Origin of the sequence: Rhodococcus sp. ACPA1 (genome assembly GCF_002300195.1) — a bacterium.
Lineage (GTDB): Bacteria > Actinomycetota > Actinomycetes > Mycobacteriales > Mycobacteriaceae > Rhodococcus_F > Rhodococcus_F opacus.
In genome coordinates this window covers 468,387-487,610 of sequence record NZ_NSDX01000003.1, presented here as the reverse complement: position 1 = coordinate 487,610, position 19,224 = coordinate 468,387, and the positions used below count along the sequence as shown (strand labels likewise).

Annotated in this window: 18 protein-coding genes; 5 read left to right on the top strand and 13 right to left on the bottom strand. The window is 63.2% G+C overall.

What is annotated here, in order from left to right; translation table 11 throughout:
* Positions 1-27: 27 nt before the first annotated feature.
* The 3 genes from CJ177_RS12770 to CJ177_RS12760 form a co-directional block, all read right to left on the bottom strand.
* Positions 28-483, bottom strand: a complete 456-nt coding sequence (locus tag CJ177_RS12770; protein ID WP_257014503.1) for a sugar ABC transporter substrate-binding protein — start codon at positions 481-483, stop codon at positions 28-30.
* 49 nt (positions 484-532) lie between these two features.
* Positions 533-1,870 (bottom strand): DUF3500 domain-containing protein, encoded by a 1,338-nt coding sequence (locus tag CJ177_RS12765; protein WP_095867875.1) that lies wholly within the window; start codon positions 1,868-1,870, stop codon positions 533-535.
* Between the two features lie 68 nt (positions 1,871-1,938).
* Positions 1,939-3,234 carry a DUF3500 domain-containing protein gene (locus CJ177_RS12760; RefSeq protein WP_095867874.1) on the bottom strand — a complete coding sequence of 432 codons (1,296 nt, stop codon included), beginning with the start codon at positions 3,232-3,234 and terminating at the stop codon, positions 1,939-1,941.
* Between the two features lie 783 nt (positions 3,235-4,017).
* Here CJ177_RS12760 and CJ177_RS12755 point away from each other — a divergent pair.
* Together CJ177_RS12755 and CJ177_RS47390 are read left to right on the top strand one after the other, a co-directional pair.
* Positions 4,018-4,380 carry a WhiB family transcriptional regulator gene (locus tag CJ177_RS12755; RefSeq protein WP_179443242.1) on the top strand — a complete coding sequence of 121 codons (363 nt, stop codon included), beginning with the start codon at positions 4,018-4,020 and terminating at the stop codon, positions 4,378-4,380.
* A gap of 71 nt (positions 4,381-4,451) precedes the next feature.
* Entirely contained in the window at positions 4,452-4,748 is a 297-nt protein-coding gene (locus CJ177_RS47390; RefSeq protein WP_179443219.1) for a hypothetical protein, read from the top strand.
* A 500-nt stretch (positions 4,749-5,248) separates the two neighbouring features.
* Here the strand turns inward: CJ177_RS47390 and CJ177_RS12745 are convergent, their stop codons facing one another.
* Both CJ177_RS12745 and arr read right to left on the bottom strand, forming a co-directional pair.
* Positions 5,249-5,806: a histone-like nucleoid-structuring protein Lsr2 gene (locus CJ177_RS12745; protein WP_025433385.1), complete on the bottom strand. Its 558-nt coding sequence runs from the start codon at positions 5,804-5,806 to the stop codon at positions 5,249-5,251.
* Between the two features lie 194 nt (positions 5,807-6,000).
* A complete protein-coding gene (gene arr, locus CJ177_RS12740) occupies positions 6,001-6,435 on the bottom strand; it encodes an NAD(+)--rifampin ADP-ribosyltransferase (protein ID WP_025433386.1) in 435 nt (144 codons plus the stop codon).
* Positions 6,436-7,189: 754 nt separating this feature from the next.
* Between arr and CJ177_RS12735 the strand changes: the two genes are divergently transcribed.
* Positions 7,190-8,563 carry an MFS transporter gene (locus tag CJ177_RS12735; RefSeq protein WP_095867873.1) on the top strand — a complete coding sequence of 458 codons (1,374 nt, stop codon included), beginning with the start codon at positions 7,190-7,192 and terminating at the stop codon, positions 8,561-8,563.
* Between the two features lie 621 nt (positions 8,564-9,184).
* Here CJ177_RS12735 and CJ177_RS12725 read toward each other — a convergent pair.
* Positions 9,185-10,492, bottom strand: a complete 1,308-nt coding sequence (locus CJ177_RS12725; RefSeq protein ID WP_095867872.1) for an IS256 family transposase — start codon at positions 10,490-10,492, stop codon at positions 9,185-9,187.
* A 174-nt stretch (positions 10,493-10,666) separates the two neighbouring features.
* On the opposite strand from CJ177_RS12725, the gene CJ177_RS12720 reads away from it, so the two are divergent.
* A complete protein-coding gene (locus tag CJ177_RS12720) occupies positions 10,667-11,002 on the top strand; it encodes a hypothetical protein (protein ID WP_179443218.1) in 336 nt (111 codons plus the stop codon).
* A 93-nt stretch (positions 11,003-11,095) separates the two neighbouring features.
* Here the strand turns inward: CJ177_RS12720 and CJ177_RS12715 are convergent, their stop codons facing one another.
* On the bottom strand, positions 11,096-11,788 hold the full coding sequence (locus tag CJ177_RS12715) for a GntR family transcriptional regulator (protein WP_179443217.1): 693 nt from the start codon (positions 11,786-11,788) through the stop codon (positions 11,096-11,098).
* A gap of 1 nt (position 11,789) precedes the next feature.
* Positions 11,790-13,166, bottom strand: a complete 1,377-nt coding sequence (locus CJ177_RS12710) for an MFS transporter (protein WP_095867871.1) — start codon at positions 13,164-13,166, stop codon at positions 11,790-11,792.
* A gap of 291 nt (positions 13,167-13,457) precedes the next feature.
* On the opposite strand from CJ177_RS12710, the gene CJ177_RS12705 reads away from it, so the two are divergent.
* Positions 13,458-13,916 carry a hypothetical protein gene (locus tag CJ177_RS12705; protein ID WP_025433389.1) on the top strand — a complete coding sequence of 153 codons (459 nt, stop codon included), beginning with the start codon at positions 13,458-13,460 and terminating at the stop codon, positions 13,914-13,916.
* A 67-nt stretch (positions 13,917-13,983) separates the two neighbouring features.
* Here CJ177_RS12705 and CJ177_RS12700 read toward each other — a convergent pair whose 3' ends face one another.
* From CJ177_RS12700 to CJ177_RS12680, 5 genes are all read right to left on the bottom strand, one after another.
* A complete protein-coding gene (locus tag CJ177_RS12700) occupies positions 13,984-14,736 on the bottom strand; it encodes an SDR family NAD(P)-dependent oxidoreductase (RefSeq protein ID WP_095867870.1) in 753 nt (250 codons plus the stop codon).
* Positions 14,733-15,041 (bottom strand): YciI family protein, encoded by a 309-nt coding sequence (locus CJ177_RS12695; protein WP_061697325.1) that lies wholly within the window; start codon positions 15,039-15,041, stop codon positions 14,733-14,735. Before CJ177_RS12695 ends, CJ177_RS12700 begins: the two co-directional genes overlap by 4 nt.
* 1 nt (position 15,042) lies before the next feature.
* A complete protein-coding gene (locus tag CJ177_RS12690; protein WP_061697326.1) occupies positions 15,043-16,776 on the bottom strand; it encodes an FAD-dependent oxidoreductase in 1,734 nt (577 codons plus the stop codon).
* A 172-nt stretch (positions 16,777-16,948) separates the two neighbouring features.
* Complete coding sequence (locus tag CJ177_RS12685) at positions 16,949-17,710, bottom strand: IclR family transcriptional regulator (RefSeq protein ID WP_061697327.1); 762 nt, start codon at positions 17,708-17,710, stop codon at positions 16,949-16,951.
* A gap of 18 nt (positions 17,711-17,728) precedes the next feature.
* On the bottom strand, positions 17,729-19,081 hold the full coding sequence (locus tag CJ177_RS12680) for an MFS transporter (protein ID WP_061697328.1): 1,353 nt from the start codon (positions 19,079-19,081) through the stop codon (positions 17,729-17,731).
* Positions 19,082-19,224: the final 143 nt, after the last annotated feature.

Genomic DNA, 19,224 nt, shown 5'->3' with positions numbered 1-19,224 from the left:
GTGCGTTTCCGGTGATGATTCCTCCGTTCACGGCTGGAACTTGTTGCCCCAGAGGTTAGGGTCGTCGACGTTCGCCCGTGTGATGAGCTTCGGCTCTGCGAGCTGCTGCTTCGGCACCTGCTTGCCGTCGAGAATCTCGATGAGCGTGCGCAACGCCAGCGCTCCCATGATGTAGGGGTCCTGATCCATCGCTGCGTCCTGTGACCCGTCGCGGATGCGCTGTAGCGCGAGCGGTGTGCCGTCGATGCCGATGAGCGGAATGTGGCCTGGCTGCCCGGAGACGATGCCGCGGACCATCTCGTCGTTGTGACTGAACAATCCGTTGATCGAGGGGTTGGCGGTGAGGTTGTCCACCGTCAGTGACAGGGCTTGGGTGGCTGTCCACTCCGAGTCCCGGCCGATCACTGAGATACCGGGGCGACTGCCCGATGCCCTCGGTGAAGCCGTCGCCGCGTCGGATTCGGCCCCCGCCGCGGTCCGCATCGTCGATGGGCAAAAGAGCTACGACCATACGACGGTGGCCCACTCCTCGTCAGTGGTCGAAGGCCAGGTGCAATGCGAGGAGGTCCTTCCCGTAGTCATTGCCGTTGGGGGTACGGATGATGGCGTGGATGTGACGCTGAGTCATCCCGGCAGGCCACCCCATCGCTTTTCCGATGGGCCCGAGGTCCTGGGAGTCGAGCTCGATGAGGAGAACTGGGCTGTGGACGCGGTAGTACATCGGTACGTCGTCGGCGGTGCTGCCGTGCCAGGAGAAGTGGGTCTCGTCGACGTACGCCCTGGCCTCGACCATCTTGACCTCGGCGTGACCCTCGTTGACGTTTCCGACAAACAGCTCGACGATCGTCCACAGCTTCGCCAGTTGTGCGGAATCGAGTTCGCTGGCCTTGATGCCCTCGTAGGCCATGACCGCGTTGTCCGAGTACGCACCGGCCGTCAGGTCCCTGTCGCTGGTGGCGCTCGTGGTGATCGCCACCGACTGCTGGTCCGGGCTCAGCGAGCGCACGAGGTCGTATCCGGCCGCGAGCTCGTCCTGGAAGCTCTCCGTGCCTTCGTACTTGCTGCCGATCTCGAAGTTGGCGACGGTGGGCTCGGACCCCATGAAGGTCGGGGTCATCACGACCTGGTCGCCGAGGACGAAGTAGTTGATCACCAGGTGATGACCTTCGAACTGCCAACCCCACGGCTCCGTGCCTGACGGGGTTCCCATCATGGTGAGCCAGTACAGTTCGTCGTTGAACTTGTCGGTCATGTTGGCCAGCTGCCCTCCGTACAGGTTGAGATGCCGTACCTTGTCGGCATTCTCGAGCCCGCGCGCACTCATGCCCGCCGCCAGGACCGACAGCGCCTTGGTGCGCTGGTCCTCCGTCATGTCCTGCAGGCTTATGCCTGCGTCCCGGCTCCCGTCCACGTTGGTCCACAGGCGCCACTGGTCCTGGGTGTATTCGGACACCTCCACGGGGAAGGTGATTGACGTACGCTGCGCGTCCGTGAGGGAGGCAAGCCATGCCTCGGCCGCGGCCACGACCTCCCCCGTGGACACGCCAGTCTGGTGGATGCTGTAGAGGTCCGTGATCACGGTGCCGTCCGTGGTCACGCCCACGAATGAGTCCTTGATGCCCTGGCCGCCGCCACCTCCGGGCCCACCGCCCGGCGCACCCGGGGACGCGGCAGACGCACTGGCCATCGATAGATCCGACGACGCGTCCGATCCGCACGCGGCGAGCATCGTGGAGAACGCGGCGCCCCCCGCCAATGCGAACGCCTGAGTCATGAACCGGCGACGCGAAACGAATCCAGGCGAACCGGGCTCGTGGTGACGGTGTCCGTGGACATGCGAACCTTCGCGGTCGCTGCGTGATCCGGTCATAGAGAGTTCCTTTTCCAGTGTTGTCCAGCCTCACGATGGCGAGGCTGCCTTTGCGCTCGTTGAGCGGCTCAGCTCGGCGGCGCCATGCCACCTCGCCCGGCAGGCCCGCCGGTGCCTCCACCCAACTGCGCAGCTGCCTGCTGTTCGACGCTGCCCGCGTAGTCGTTCGTCGGGTCACGGTAGATCGTGTGGATGTGTCCCCAGCCCGCCGTGACATAGCCTGCGACGTCGGTTCCGGTCGATGACTGCTGGTTGGCGAACTCGGTATACACGTCCGGACCTGAGATCTGGAAGTAGATGCCACTTCCCTGCGTCATGTCGTATGCCGTCGCACCGGACCAGTTCACGTATGTCTCGTCCAACGACGATTCGATCTTGTCGAGAGTCTCGGCCGTCGTCTCCGCGTCCGACATGCCGGCCCACTTCGAAATCAAGGCCAGTAGGCACTGTTTCTGCTCGTCATTCAGATCGGAGCCGGCTATGCCTGTTCCTGTGGGGAAATCGCAGGTGCTACCGGGAGCACACACGAGGTCTTCGACGGCCTCACCCTGATACAGCTGGCTTCGCTGTTCCTCGGTCAGGCTGTCGTAGAAGGCAAATGCGGCCGTGTAGATGCCGTCGAACGGTTGCACCTCGTTTCCGCCGGCATCGGCGTACACCGCGGGCTGGGCGCCCAAGTGCGTCGGCGCGAAGGTGATGGTGTCCTCGGCACCGCTCAGAGTGGCGTTGATACCGAGGTGGTGCCCACCGAATTGCACCTCCCACGCGCTCGTGTGCGACGGGTCTCCGAAGAAAGCAATGTAGTACTGGCCGAGCGCGATTTGTTCTGTGTCGCTCGCGTTTTCTCGTAGAAATTCGTCACCGCCCATGATGCCGGTCACCGTCGCATAGGCTTCGTCACTCAGCAGTCCTTCCAGGACCGTGAGCGCGGCAGTGTGCTGCTCCTCGCTCAGGTCGGTGAGGTTCAGCCCGGCGCGGTCCACGATGGTCACCGGGAAGTTAGACCACGACGTCGATTTCGTTTCGTCATCGTAGGAGTAGGTGACCTGCTCGCGTTGCTCCTCCGACAGTGTCTGCAGGAATGCCTCGGCGGCATCAGCGGTAGCAGCAATGGTCTCGACTGTTGTCGTCGAATCCGCGCTTGTCGTGGAATCGATCGCGTCAGACGCGTTCGTCATTTCGGACGATGCAGTCGTATTCGATCTCGTGTCACTCGATGTCGCTGTTTCGTTCGCGCATCCGCCGAGCACGAGACCCCCGACCAACACCAAGGACGCCAGAGCAGTACGGCCACGGTTGCCAACGGTTGCTCGGTATATGAATGAACTGTGGGCCGCATGGCACGAATGAACTGTGGGTCGCATGGCACGAATGTTATAGGCGCAAACTGCTCACTCCCTGCGAGAAAGCTGGGTGGTTCCTGCAAGTGATTGTCAAGGCATAACCTAGATGATGCAGAGGATCTCGGCGGATTCAACCTCGGGGTAGTCGTGATGCCGTTCTCTTCTGCTGATCAGTCGAACTGGTCTCTACACGGTGGCAAGAATCAGTCTCGCGACGATGGCAGGAGCGTGCACCCCGGCCCATCGACGAATGCACCGACCACACCCCGGAATCGGTCGGTAGTGTCAGTGCGCTGAACTCGGTCAGGCTCAGGCCTGCTCGCAGCTCACACGCCCATTCCACGTGGGTTATGACGAGGCGAATGAGCTGTTCATCCGACGAGGGACACGCGATCAGTGTCTCTCGCAGTATCTCTCGGCTCCTGCTGCGGCCCACATCTTGAAGGTCGTCGGTGCTCTCGGCTCGCGCGAGTGCGCGACCAAGCTCGGCCACGCGAGTGTCGACGTCCCGCCACGTGGCAGCGGCTTCCGTTTCCGGTACCACGAGCGCGACGGAGTTCTTGATGCTCTCGAGAGCAGTTCTACTGTTCGCGACTAAATCATTGAACTGACATCGTCGGCGTTGCCCAGGTCGGCAGCCTCTTCCAGAGCCCGTTCCACACGCCGAGGTTCTGGTATGGAATCGGGTCTTTCAGCTTCAGCGTGGCTATGAGGCGGAGAAACTTGCGACGATTCTGCTTGTACTGCCGATCGTTTTCAGTCAGTTGTTGAGAGCTGTGTACTCGCGTGGACTAGAAGTCCGACCTGAGCGTCAAGCAACGCGAGGGCCTCAAGCATGGGAACCGATCTGTTCTCTACCCCGAAGGTGAAACGCAGGAGGCCCGGCGGTACCGGGAAAGCTTCGCCACCCGGATCTGCCAGACCTGCCCGGTGCTCGAGCAATGCCGTACTCACGCGCAGACGGTGCGCGAGCCGTTCGGGATCTGGGGTGGTACCACGGAGTCCGAGCGTCGGTACGGTGACGACGTCAGGCCCGGGTCGGTGAAGGCGGACGCCGCCGCTGGTGGGCGCACAAACCCGTCCTGCCGGAGGACGCCTGACGATCTCCGGCACCCCGGGCCGGGAAGACGTCACCGGCAGACGTCGTCATCGTCGACGGTCCGATGACTCCTCCGCGGGGCGGCGTCAGAAGGTGGGGAACAGTCCGAGGAATCTGCCGAGCACCAGACCGATCGGGAATGGGACGGGAGCACGCCGGGAAACTCCGCTTCACGATGTGGCTGTTCCCCTACCTGTCAGTCGTGGCCGCGGCCGGCATCATCGCGGTACTCGTGTCGATGTTCTTCGTCGACTCCACACGATCGCAGATCATCCTGAGCCTCGGCGCTCTCGGCGTGACCTTGCTCGCCTACCTGTCACGCAGATGGTGGTCGGATGACAGCACGACGCACACCCCGAACGGGCCTAGTGCACAGCCGATCGCTCCCGACGCCAGGGCAAGCCACACGGCGCTGAACGAAGAAGTTCCCAGTTGACAATCCTCGTTCCGCGAGCGGGCGGTGCCCCCCGGCGAACAGACGCCGCGGGTCACCGCTTCCGGGCGTTGCTCCGGCACCTGCCCTGCGTTGCTTCGGCGCCGGGGGAAGTCAGAGGAAAGCCGCCGACGCCTTCCCCGGCGTCAGCGGCTCCTCATCCCTTGCGGGAACGCTACGCAATGTAGGTCTTACCCGGTCAAGGGGTGACAGTGACAGTGACGCCATATCGCCTCTCGGCAAGTGATCGCTCGCAGCGACTTTCTGGTGTGGTACCCGGGGTATGCGCGCCACCGTCAGCCAGTTCAACAGCGGGCTATCCAGTGGTATTCCGAAGCGGGCGGTCCTTCATCTCGGACTCGAACACATGCCGGCGTCCGTCACAGCCCGCTGCACGCGCACGCTTCACGGTCTCGAGGCTTCGGAGAGCTTGCCGGCAGGGCGTTCTTCGCTCTGCCGACGTCACCACGCCCGTGCGCCGATCGTCGGCCGCCGCTCGGTCGTCAGTGGGCGTCGCGGAAAGCCTGCTCGATGTCCGCGGGTATCCGGCCGCGCGAGGAGATCTCGTAGCCCTGCTGGACTGCCCATTCCCGGACTTCCTTGGCCGTGCCGCCGCCCCGGGGTCGTGGAGTGCGGGGACGGCGCCTCGGCCGTTCCTCCTCCTCGGGCTGCTCGGTCTCTTCGCCTTCGTCGTTCTCGCCCGTCGCCTCGGGCTGCTCGTCTCCTTCGTCCTCTGTGGACTCGTCACCCGCAGGTTCTTCCTCGCTCTTTTCCGCCTCGACAACGTGGAGGTCGTGGTTCTCGCCCGACCTCCGCCTGGTGCCGGCCTCCTCGGCCACGCCACCCACGAGGTGTCCGGCGCTCGACTGGAGCCGGTTGTTCAGCGAATCGATGCGCGAACTGGTCGCGGTGACCGCCGCGGCTTTCGCGGCGGTCATCAGCTCTCCCCGAATAGACTCGGTCAGCTTGGCGACCTCCGGGGAACTCGCGAGCTTCGCGGTCCAGCCCCTCAGTAGAAAGCCGGCCCCGACCGCCACCACCACACGACCTCTGGTTTTCATCGCCCTCACCCGCAGTTGCCCAGTTGTAACACGGCACCTCGGCGTCGGTGGGCGGCGAAATACATCATGGAACCGTTCCCGGCGGCGGTGCGTAAGCCGTGTTTACCCCAGACAGGGGCGCTTAATCATCATCACCTGGCGCTCATAGGAGACCAACGCCAAACGCCCGCCCACTCGATCGGCGCGTCCGGGATCTAGTCGTAGATAACGGCAAGTCCCCGGCGCTCGAGGTCCGCCAGACCGTCCCGCATGGCTTGAAGCTGTTCGGGCGAATGCCCCACCCAATCCGTGATCTCGCCGACAATTCTCACGGGCTCCCGTGTGCGGTAGGAGCGGGTCGGATTTCCGGGAAATTTCTTGTCCGTGACGTTGGGGTCGTCCTCCAATGCGCCTTCCGGCTCCACTACGTAGATGCGACCTCTGCCCTCGCCTGTAGCCAACTCAGCTCCCCACACTGCGGCATCCAATGTCTGCGTCACATAAACGTGGTTCGCGAGGCGCCCTACCCCGTAATTCGACAGGTACCCGGGCACCAGCACATCACCCACTGAAAGGTCCGCCTTGGTGCCGTGAAGGAGCGCACCCGACTCGTGCACTTCGAAAGGTTTCGTCACAACAACCCCATCCATTGTTCTTGTCAGACGATTGTGCAGCACGTCAGGGGCCTTGCCGCAAGCCCCACTCACCGCCATATAGTGAGAGTGGGAGAACACGTAATCGGAGTTTCTGCCGTCGGCACAGGTACAAACTCGAGCATGAGTTCGGGGTGCTCACCGAAGTAGTTGTATCCGCGGAATCGCTCTGTGGTGCCTTCGATCCAGAACTCTCGGGGTGGCGTACACCGTCGCCACCAAAGGACCTCAAATCCGACGCATCCCGGACCTGACGCGCTCACATCGCATGGAACGGCGCCGGAGTGAAGACGGCAGCGTCGCTACTCCATCGGGATATGAATGTAATTGTCGGCGCAGCACTCTCGAATCTCGGACAGGGTGACCTGCGATGTTCAACCCGGCATCGAACTTCAGCACGGATCCTCGCCGCGGTGCCTGTCGGCACGAATCCGAGGTGGTAGTCAAGGTGCGGGTTCTGCGCGGCCCATCGAATGTATCTCTGATGTAAATATTCCAACCGGGGGTTGTGCGATCTGTGATCACATCCTAGTCTGATCTACGAGACGCACATCACATCAAGACTCAGCACACCCGCACGGCAGCGGCTTCGGAGGGAGCAGCTCCCGTTCGACACCCGAAGTCTCGCTTCCCTCCGCATCGCCGGTACCACTTGGTCTGACGCCTCCCGAGGCCACATTCACCACTTCGTGAGCCCCGGGTTTCCTCGCATCCCACCGACGTCTATACCTCTGTCACCTAGGAGATCGATATGACAACCAATCCGTTGGACGACGCACCGTTGTCCAGCTTCCACAAGAAGCTCGCGGTGTTCTCCTCGGGAGGGCCGTTCCTTGATGGTTACGTGCTGTCCATCATCGGCGTTGCGATGGTGCAGTTTGCCGATCAACTGAGTCTGTCATCGATCGAACAGGGCCTGGTGGGCGCATCATCGCTGGTCGGGATCTTGCTCGGTGCCTATGCCGGCGGATGGTTGACAGACAAGTTCGGTCGAGAGATTTTGTTCACGATCGACCTGATCGCCATCATCGTGTTCTCGGTGGCCCAGTTCTTCGTTCAGGACGTCGTCTGGTTGATCATCCTGCGACTGTTGATCGGTATGGCTGTGGGCGCGGATTATCCAATCGCGACTTCGCTGCTCACCGAGTTCACGCCACGTAAATATCGCGGCCCGTTCCTCGGCGCATTCGTTGCGATGTGGTTCGTCGGCGCGGCAGCTGCCTACGTCGCTGGTGAAATCCTGGCGCGAATCGGAAACGACGATGCATGGCGCTGGATGCTCGCCAGTGCAGCGATACCGGCGATTTTGATTGTCGTCGCCCGAGTCGGCACACCGGAATCCCCCCGCTGGCTCATCAACAAAGGAAGAATCGACGAAGCGAACGAGGTCCTGCGAAAAGTCTTCGGACCACACGTCAGCATCGCAGACTTGCCCGAAGAAGAGGGATCGAACGTCAGCGTCAAGGATCTGCTGCGATCGGGTTACGGCAAGCGGATGGCCTTCATCACCTTGTTCTGGACATGTTCGATCGTCCCCCTGTTTGCCGTCTATGCCTTTGCCCCCGCTATTCTCGGTGCACTCAAACTCGAGGGCGACGCAGCGCACTTCGGATCGGCGTTCATCACAATCTTGTTCCTTGTCGGTTGCGTCGTTGCACTGCTGCTGGTGAACCGGATGGGCAGGCGCCCACTTCTCATTCACAGCTTCCTCTGGTCCGGACTCGCCCTGCTGATCCTCGGATTCTTCCCCGAGGCACCGTCGACGATCATCATGGCTCTGTTCGCGGTGTATGCAATAGTCATCGGCGGCAGTCAGATCCTGCAGTGGGTGTACCCGAACGAGCTGTTCCCCACAGAGATTCGTGGTTCGGCTGTCGGTATGGCGTCGTCGCTCAGCCGTATCGGAGCAGCAGTCGGAACGTTCCTGGTGCCACTGTCACTCACCGGTCTGGGGATCGGTCCCACCATGCTGATCGCCGCAGCTATCACCATCATCGGCGCAGTTCTCTCGCATTTCATGGCACCTGAGACCCGCGGGCTCACTCTCGCTCAGAGCGCCGGTCTGACCTTTGAGGCCGATGCGAAAGCAGCCGCGTCCTCGAAGGCCGCAATGTCGCGAAGCTAGAAGCCGAACCGGTCCTCAACAGGTCGTACAAGGAGATTTCCCATGGGCATCGTCAAGAACGACGATCGGAAGTTCAAGCTCGGTATGCACTCGTACACGCTCCACCTGAACGGCTGTGGTGAGAGTTGGGGGTTCAAGCAGGATTACGAATTCGAGAAGAAGATCGACTTGTATCAGATGATGGACCTTGCGGTGGAGTGGGGATTGGACGTCCTGCACATCACATTGGTCGATCTCGACAACGACGTCAGCGCCGAACACCTAGCCCAGGTCAGTGCGGCCGCACGCAATCGCGACCTCGAGCTCGAGTTGAATGTGTCGATCAACGCACCCTGCGATCCACGTGTGAACGCTTCAGTCGAAGCGGCATTGAACATCGGGCATGCCATCGGTGCGCAACTGGTGAAGTTCAGTTTGGACATAGAGCGTCCTAAACCGATTTACGGTTCCTGCATGCATCCCGATGTGGTCGTTCAGCTCGCGGAGCGCGTACGTGAGTTCCAGAAGAATATTCCACTCATCGAGAAGTGCGGAATGAAGATCGCGCTCGAGAATCACTGCGATCTGTTCGCCGACGAGGTCATTTGGGAGATATTGTCAAATCCTGTGGATGAGGTTGTTTCAAGCGACCTCCGATCCGGTGCTTGCGGGCTCGATCGCCCCGGCGTTGGGGCTGATATCGGTGGGTCGTTCGAGCAGTTTGCCCTTGTGGAACACCGCGCCCGCACGAACGAGCGCGACCAGATGTGGTGCGTTGACCGCACGCCAGCGCGCCTGGGCGGCGTCGATCAGCTTGTAAGCCATGGCAAGTCCCGCCGCACGCGAACCCGGCCCCTTGGTGACCTTCGTCCGGAGCCGCACCGTCGCGAAAGTTGACTCGATGGGATTTGTGGTGCGGAGATGTACCCAGTGCTCGGCCGGATACTTGTAGAACTCGAGCAACACATCCATGTCGTCGGTGATCTTCGCGACCGCCTTCGGATACTTCGCGCCGTAGTCGAGCTCGAAGGCCTTGATCGCCACCTGGGCCTTGTCGATGTCCTCGGCGTTGTAGATTTCCTTCATCGCCGCGAGCGCCCCCGGATGCACCGACTTCGGTAGCGCAGCAAGAACATTGGCCTGCTTGTGGAACCAGCACCGCTGCTCCCGGGTTTCCGGGAACACCTCCCGCAACGCCCTCCAGAACCCCAGAGCGCCGTCACCGACCGCGAGAACGGGAGCGGTCATACCGCGGCGTCGGCAGCCGCGCAGCAGGTCCGCCCACGACTCGGTGGACTCGCGATACCCGTCGGTGAGGGCGACGAGCTCCTTCCGGCCGTCCGCGCGGACCCCGATCATCACCAGCAGGCACAGTTTGTCCTGCTCGAGCCGCACCTTGAGGTGGATACCGTCGACCCACAGATAGACGAAGTCGGTGCCCGAGAGGTCCCGACCCTGGAAGGCCTTGGCCTCGTCCTGCCACTGGGTCGTCAACCGGGTGATCGAGGCCGCCGACAGCCCGGCACCGGATCCGAGGAACTGCTCGAGCGCCGGCCCGAAGTCGCTGGTGGAGAGCCCGTGCAGATACAGCAAGGGCAGTACCTCGTTCATCTGCGGGGACTTGCGCACCCAGGCCGGCAGGATCGCCGACGAAAATCGCTGCCGCTCTCCGGTGTCCGGGTCGATGCGTTTGTCGTTGACCCGAGGGGCTTTCACGGTGACCGCACCGGCGGCGGTCAGTACACCGCGTTCGTGGTGGTAGCCGTTGCGCACCACCAGGCGGCGACCGTTCTGGTCGACCTGGTCAGCGAACTGTTCGATATAGGCGGCGACCTCCGCCTGCAGGGCGGCTGCGAGCATCTGCCGGGCACCGTCGCGGACGATCTCGTCGAGTAACGACCGCCCGTCGTCGTCGTTGGTCCGGTCGTCGTCGTGTACTACCGTGAGCACGGGCGTACCTTCCCGCCAGCGTTGCCGCGCTGGTCTTGATCAGAGTTCGGATACCTTGCAGATCATCTTCCGGGAAGGTACGCCCTCCCCGATCCACAAGTTCTGATCATTTCTCAAGTCATTTGGGTCGTCGAGCAGTTGCACCACCCTCTGATCGGCGCATGCCTCGACACCATGAACTCGCTGGTGCTGATGGAAGGTATCGAAGAATGCGTGAAGAAGATGGCGCCGTATGCCTATTGCTGTCATTTCTGTGACATCGAGATCGTCGTCGATGCCGATGGCACTCATTCCATTGGCACAGCGATCGGGCAGGGCGACATCGATTGCGTGAAGCTGATCCAAGAATTACGTGCGAATGCACCCCAGGCTCTCGACACGATCATCTTCGAGATCGAGCTTCCGATGAACGGTCGGCCCATCGAAGAAGGACGCGAACTCGAATTGCAGGCTGCCAAGGAGAGCATCGACTACATGCGGAGCGTCCTGAACGTCGGCTTGAAGCAATAGAGTCGCGGGCTGAGACGTGGGGTACGTGGTGCGGCCGCATCACGTACCCCACGTGGTCGTATGAACGCAAGGAAAAATTGTTGCTGTACACCGCTATTCGGCGACGGTTTCCGATGCCAGAAGTGCTTTGATACGGTCCGTCGCGTCGACCAGCGAGGAGTCGTTGACCGCAGCAGCAGCCTTACCGTCATTCTTCCGGGCGGCAGCGATCAGGTCCCGCTGATACCGCCACAACGACTCGTCGACAATGGAGTTCAAGGTTCCTTGCGCACCCACGATCTTGTAAGCACGGCAATGGTTCCATAGGTTTCGAATCGTCTGCAGAAGCACAGGATTCGCCGCAGCGGTGTAGAGAATCGACAACAACGCCTCGTCGTGGTCGAGGTAGGCGACGACACGTCCTTCGCTGATCGCGGCCCGCATCGAGTCGTATTCGTGCTGCATCCTGTCGCAGTCCGCGGTGGAAATCCGCTCGGCGCCTAGTCGCGCAGCCTCGACCTCGAGGAGGAGGCGTACGTCGTAGACATGCACCAACTCCGCGAGTGTCAGGCCCTTCACCACCGCGCCCCTGTGCGGGACGCGTTCGGCCAGTCCGGCTTCCTCCAGCCGTCTGATTGCCTCGCGCACCGGCATGACGCTGGTTCCGACCTGGTCGGCGAGATCGCGTATGCGCAGACGGGAGCCGGTCGGCAACTCGCCGTTCATGATTGCCTCGTGAATCGTCGCGTAGACCTGATCGGTCAGCAGTGTCGACTCGGCGCGCTTGGATATGACCACGGAACACATATTAGCCCTGCTCACCCCTGCCGCAGACGGGTACGGGTTCAGAGTGTGACTGTTCCGGGGCGGACAGTCCCGAACTCTCGGACAACGACAATCCCCGAGTTTCGGGGGCCCACAAAACCGCGATCACCGCACCGAAAGCTGTGATCGCGGCGCCGAGGAGCATAGTCGTACCGACTCCCAGCGACGTAAGCGAAACTGGCACCAGATAGGTGCCGATCGCAGCTCCGATTCGGCTGAGCGAGGTAGCCAGGCCGTTGGCCGAGCTTCGAATTTCAGTGGGAAACAGCTCGTTCGGATAGACCTGCTGCATGATCTGAGTCCCACCGATGAAGATGGCGTATGCAAGGAACAGGGCCATGACCGTCACTGTCGACGAGTTCGGGAACAGACCGAGAATCACCAGCGCGATCGCCGACCACAGGAAGCTGTGGATCATGAGTGGACGACGTCCGATCTTGTTGACCAAGGAGGCAGCAACGATGCATCCCACCATGAACGTCACAGTGATGACGGCGGAGCCTATCTGCTCCATGCCGTTCCCGAAACCAAGATCGTCGAGGATGGCTGGAGCGAATGCATAGACAGCGAAGAGAGGAACGATCGAGGCGGTCCAGTATGCCGTGACGAACAGCAACCGGCCTCCGTAGCCGGACCGTAGGAGGGCACGAAGATCGACGTTTGTTGCCCGCTCGTCGGGAATGTCCTCGACAGTGACATCAGGCCCGAATGCTTTTCGCAAGGCGTCGTTCGCACGGTCGATCCGGCCGTTGCTGGTGAGCCACCGAGGAGATTCCGGTGTCCCAGCTCGTGCAAGCAAGAAGAGCACGGCAGGAGCAGCGGCGCTCACGAGCATCCAGCGCCAGCTGTTTTCGCCGAGCTGTGTCAGTAATTGTCCGCACACGTACGCGGCGGCGGCACCGACGAACCACATGACGACGAAGTAGCCGAGAATGGGCCCCCGATGCTTGTTCGGTGAGAACTCGGTCAACAGTGACGTTGCGATTGGATAGTCGGCCCCGATGGCTACACCTATGAGAACCCGAAGTACGAGCAGCAATACGAACTCGTCCACGAAGACCTGGAGTACTGAAAGGGCAGCGATCGAGCCGACGGTCACCGTATACGGGATTCTTCGACCGAATAGGTCGGAGATACGGCCACCTAGGATGCCCCCGACGAAGATGCCCAACATCGACGAGATCCCGACAACGCCTTGCTCCGCGGTGGTCAACCCCCACTCGGTGGACAAATGCACCATTGCGACCCCGATGATCGACAACACGTAACCGTCGAGGAATGGACCGCCCGAAGCGGAGAACGCAAGCCGCTTGTGGAATGCGGACAGCGGGGCATCGTCGAGAGCGTTTGTCGTCGTCATCGAGTGTGTCCTTGTCGAAGTAGGCCTTCGCAGTCGTCGAACCCCGGTGAACTTTCGATTTCCGAGGGCATCCAGATTAGATCACAGATCACACTGGAGGTGTGCCACGCCCCATTGGCGCAATGGTTGGACTCGTCGATCACAGGGCATAGATCCGCGAGGTCGCCGAACGCGGGGGAGACTCGGGCGATCATCAGTGACGTACGCGCGAGAGCAGATCTCGCTACGGGACTTCGGTGCGCAGACGCGAAGCCATTGCACACCCATGCGAGGTCGAACGAAGATGGAACGGTGATCATCGAACGCAGCTCGGTCGTCGGCGCACCGATCGGGCAGGTGTGGGCGAGGGTCGTCGACCCGGAGGGGATCAACGATGAAATGCGTCCGTGGATGACGATGAGCATCCCGCGGGGTCGGGAATCGATCACCATCGACTCGGTCCCGATCGGCGAACCGCTCGGGCGAGCGTGGCTGCGGCTGTTCGGGCTCGTCCCGTTCGACTACGACGATCTGACCATCGCCGAACTCGAACCGTGTCGGCGGTTCCACGAGAAGTCGACAATGCTCAGCATGCGCCGGTGGGAGCACGAACGCACGCTGCGGCCATTCGACGACGGGAGCACCGGCGTCCACGACCGGATCACGTTCGAGCCGAGGCTGCCGCTGGTGCCGCTGACGCCGGTGCTCGCCCGCGTCCTGGGCGCGTTCTTCGCGCACCGGCATCGCCGTCTGGTGCGGCACTTCGATTGACGTCCGCGCCCAATGTCACACCGGTGCAGTCGGACCGAACGCGTGTGACATTGGGCGACACGAAAGGTCAGTGCGCCGTGTACCCACCGTCGACGACGAGTTCGGTGCCGGTGGTGAAGCCGGACTCGTCCGAGGCGAGGTAGAGCACCCCGTACGCGATCTCGTCGGGTTCCCCCTGCCGCGGGAGGGGGTTGCCCGAGACGAGCTGGCGGTAGTACTCCTCCGGGCCGATCGCGCTGCCCTCGGCCGACCGCTGACTCATCGACGTCCGCATCGACCCGGGGTGGATCGAGTTGACGCGAATTCTGTGCGGCCCGTAGGTGACGGCGTCCGCCTTGCTGAGCAGTCGCACAGCACCTTTCGACGCGTGATACAGCGGGACGTTGGAGCCTCCCGTCAACCCGTGGATCGACGAGAAGTTCACGATGCTGCCCTTCTTCCGACCGATCATGTGGGGCACGACGTACTTGGTGGCCAACCAGACACCCTTGACGTTGACGTCGAAGATCTGGTCGAACTCGGCGACCGACGCCTCGTGCGACGGCGCGGGCCTGCCGATGATGCCGGCGCAGTTGACCAGGACGTCGGGAACACCCACGGTATCCACCACTGCAGCGACGGCCTCGGCGACGCCGGTCTCGTCGGTGACGTCGACCGCGAACGACGTGATCGTCGCCGAATCCCACGGCGCATCCGGCACTTTGAGGTCGAGGGCCGCAACAAACGCCCCCTCTCGTGCGAGCATCCGCGCGGTCGCGCCGCCCAGATCACCGTTCGCCCCCGTGACGACGGCGACCTTCCCTGCCACTCGACCCGTCATGACCTACCTCCCACTGCTGCGACGGCCCACGGGCCGATCATCGGAATCCACTCGGTGATGTCGTACGACGCGACGAACCCGTGCGTCCGGAACGGGTCGCCCTCGACGACGTCGACGACGTCCTGCTTGCCGGCGGCCTCGTAGATCATGGCCGCGCCGGGGTCTTCTCCTGCCGCGAACGGTCCGGACCCGAGGATCAGTCCGCGGTCGGCGGCGGCCTGCAGGTGGCTTTTGTGTTCGGGACGGTGCTCGTCCCGGCCGGCCGTGTCGCCGGTGTATGCGTAACGGACGAGGAAGAACGGCACGTCAGACCTCTTCCAGGACGGTCGCCGCGGCGGATTCGCTGCGCAGCGATGCGAGGACCTCGGCGTCCCGGCCGATGGTGTATCCGAAGACGAGGGCGGGCCCGATGTTGGCGCCGTAGCCAGGGTAGCCGCCGCCGAAGATGCTCACGGCCGCGGAACCGGCGGCGAACAGGCCGGGGATCGGCTGGTTGTCGTCGTCGAGGACCTGGCTGTGCCGGTCGACGGCCAGGCCGGAATAGGCGCCGAGGTCTCCCATCTCGATCTTCGCGGCGTAGTACGGCCCCTTGTCGAGCGGCTCGAGGTTCGGGTTGGGCTGGTGCTCCATGTCGCCCTTGAAGTGGTGGAACCAGTTGGATCCGCGATTGAACTTCGGGTCCTCGCCCTTGGCGGCTCCCGCGTTGAACTCGGCGAGGGTCTTCTTCAGCCCGGCGGCGTCGACGCCGATCTCGAGGGCGAGTTCCTCGACCGTGCCTGCCTTGTGGAGAAATCCGGTCTTCTTGAAATAGCCCTGTGGGATCGGCCACGGCTTGGCGTAGCCGATGCCGTACTTGTTCATGGCTTTCGAGTCGGCGATGATGTAACCGAATGTCTCGTCCTGACCGGCGTTGTCCTGAATCATCGCCATGCCGAAGTCGTGGTAGGAACTCGACTCGTTGGCGAAACGTTCACCCTTGCGGTTCACCGCGATCAGTCCGGGGAGCCCGAACGCCCGCAGGTGCGGGAAGATCCGCTGCTGTCCGCGCAGACCGGTGAACACCGTCACCGGGGCCCACGCGGCCGGCTCGTGGACGTCGGTGTCGACGTGCCCGCCGAGCGGCGCGGCCAGGCGCACATTGTCGCCGTCGTGCCCGACCGTGGGAGTGAAGTGGTTGTCCCCGTGCGGATCATGACCCCAGTACTCGGCTCGCAGCGCCGGATCCGAGGAGTAGCCGCCGGCTGCGATGACAACGCCGAGCCGCGCCTCGACCGTTCCCGCGTGCACTCCCCCGAGCACCGCCCCGGTGACGACCCCGTTCTCCGACTGCACAATCTTCGTCACCGGCGTCTCGGTCCACATCCGGATGCCGAGCTTCGCGGCGGACGACACCATCCGCACCATGAGCGAATTGCCGTTGGTCCGGTCGAACGATCGGCGGCAGAGGACCGTCTCGACCCAGGTCTTGAGAAGCTTCTTCGACACGTAGGCGAACGATTTCCACGACTGGTTGGCGTGGAGGAACTGGGCGATGTCGGGCCCGACCTCCGGCATGTAGCCGAACACGGTGTAGGTGTCGAGGTAGGGGCGCAACCGCAACCGGTTCTCGCCGAGGGTGCGCGCGTCGACGACCTTGCCCGAAATCGCGCGTCCCGACGGCTTCGCGCCCGGCGCGTCCATCTGATAGTCGGGAGCCATTTCCGGATAGACGAATTCGACGTCGGTGTCGCGCTCGAGCCAGTCGATGGCCTCGGGCACCTCGTCGAGGAACGTGTCGACCATCTCGGCCTTGTAGCAGTCCTTGGCAAGTGCGCGGATGTAGGTTTCGATGTCCTGACGGGTGTCACCCTGCGCGACGCCCTGCTTGTTGCCGGGCACCCACGCCCAGCCTCCTGAGATCGCGGTGGTGCCGCCGAGCCACTGCGACTTCTCGGCGACGATGACGCTGTGCCCCTCGCTCGCCGCCTTGAGTGCGGCGGCCATGCCTGCGGCCCCGGATCCGATGACCAACAGGTCGCATTTGACAGTTTTCGAGCTCATGCTTGGACCTTCCCTGGAGAGTCGGCACTCGATCAGGCATCGGCGAACATTCTGGTGTGCAGTGACTTTCGGATCGCGATGCGTGATCGGTGACGGTGTGTTCGTGACAACCACTCTGACCGACCCGAGACCCGAGTCACAGCGCGACTCCAATGGATGGAAAGGGTTTCTGTCAGTGCCGCGATCCGCGCGTCATCGCCCGGGTGATGCCGCGCGACGCCGTCGTCAGCGCCGCGACCACCGACTGCGAGTTGGCCTGATCGTGCGGTATGACGACGGACAGGGCGGCGATCACCCTGCCGCCGTCGGTGTCCCGCACGGGCACAGCGACTCCCGTCGCTCCGGGTGTGATCAGACCTGCGGCTACCGCGAAGTGCTGGTGCCGGACCTCGGCGAGAAGACGTCGCATCTGCTCGGGATCGGTGACCGTGGCGTCGGTGTAGCGCTCGAGCGGCTGCGACAGCAGTTCGTCCTGCACGTCGCGGGACGCGTTCGCCATCAGGACCAGACCGGACGAGCAGGCATGCACCGGCAGACGCCCGGCGATCTTGGTGACGTTGACGACGGACCCGCGCGTGGAGAGCCGTTCGACGAACAGCACCTCGTTGCCGTCGAGGATGCCCAGCTGGGTGTGTTGTTTGATCGCGGCGTTCACGTCTTCCATGAACGGCATCGCGGCTTCGCGCAGGCTCAGGGTGTGCGAGCCGCGGGACCCCAGTTCCCACATCCGCACGCCGATGCTGATGCGGGTGTCGTTGCGTTCGAGGAGTCGGTACTTCACGAGTTCCCCGACAATGCGGTGCGCCGTCGCGGCGGGGAGGTCGGACCGACGCGCGATGTCGGACACCGACAGGGACGGTGTGTCCGCGTCGAATGAGGACAAGACCCTCACGACTCGGGCAGTGACCGATTCTCCTGTCGGTGTCCGTGACATCGCCCTATTGTCCTCCGGCTACTCCCGAGGGGTCGACGGACGCCCGAGTTCGGCCAGCGGCACCCGGTACGTCTCACGGGCGGTGAAGGCGGCGACGGACGAGACCAGCATGCAGAGGGCAGTGAACACCGCCACGGGGACCCACGCGTTCACCCCGGTACCGAGCAGCGCCCAGCCGATCGCCGGGGCGAAACCGGCGATGAGGAAGCCGATCTGCGTACCGACCGCGAAACCGGAGTAGCGCACGGGCGCCGCGAACATCTCGGTGAAGAAGCTCGGCCACAGGCCGTTCACCATCGAGTAGAACAGCGTCATCGTGAGCAGCGCGGCGAGGAAGATCAGTGGAATGGAGCCGACGGAGATGGCCCAGAAGTACCCGAAGATCGTCACGGCGCACCCGAGGGCGCCGGTGATCCAGACGGGGCGGCGTCCGACGCGGTCCGACAGCTTGGCGAGCAGCGGGATCGCGACGATGGAGCCCGCGATCGACACGGACGACGCCCACAGCATCGTGGTGCGGTCGATGCCGACGTCGGGTCCGGTGGCGTAGGCGAGCCCGAAGACCGTGAACACGGTCTGCCCGACCGCGAACAGCGAGCAGAGCGCGATCCGCAAGACGTCCCGCCACTGGGTGGTCACGACGGTGACGACCGGCAGCTTCTGCACTTCCGCGTGCTCGCGTGACTCCTCGAACACCGGGGTCTCGTCGAGCTTGGTGCGCACGAAGTAGGCCACCACGAGCATCACCGCGCTGCACCAGAACGGAATTCGCCAACCCCAGCTGTCGAGTTGATCTTTCGGCAGCGCGGCCACGGGAATGAAGACGAGGGTCGCGAGGACCATCCCGGCGGCATATCCGGTCATCGTGAAGCTGGTGAAGAACGCCCGCCGCCCCTCGGGTGAGTGCTCGAGCGTGAGGGTGCTGGCTCCGGCGGCCTCACCGCCCGCGGAGAACCCCTGCGCGAGGCGGCACAGCACGAGGAGTATCGGGGCGGCGATGCCGATCTGCTCGTACGTGGGCAGGAATCCGATCGCGAGACTGGACAGACCCATGATGAGCAGGGTCAGCAGCAGAATCTTCTTGCGGCCCAGCTTGTCTCCGAAATGTCCCAGCACTATTCCGCCGACGGGCCGGGCCACGTAGCCCACGCCGAACGTCGCGAGCGCGGCGACCGTGCCGATCGCGTCGTTGCCGGCCGGGAAGAACGTGTGCCCGAAGACGAGGGCGGCGGCGGATCCGTAGATGAAGAAGTCGTAGTACTCGAGCGCACTGCCGAGGAACGACGCGAGCGCCGCCTTCTTCGGCGTCTTCGCGACCTCGGTGGGTGTCGCGGTCGTCGGGCTGTCGTGCGTGACGGCGGATACGTTCATCGACTCTCCTGCGATCGGGCCTGGCGTGGTGTGACACAACGTGCCAACCGCGCCTACGCGTGCGCAACGTCACATCCATCCATTGGAAACCCGGCCTCGTGCCCCGGACGAACGGGACGGTCGTTGCGTCAGATCGAACGAGC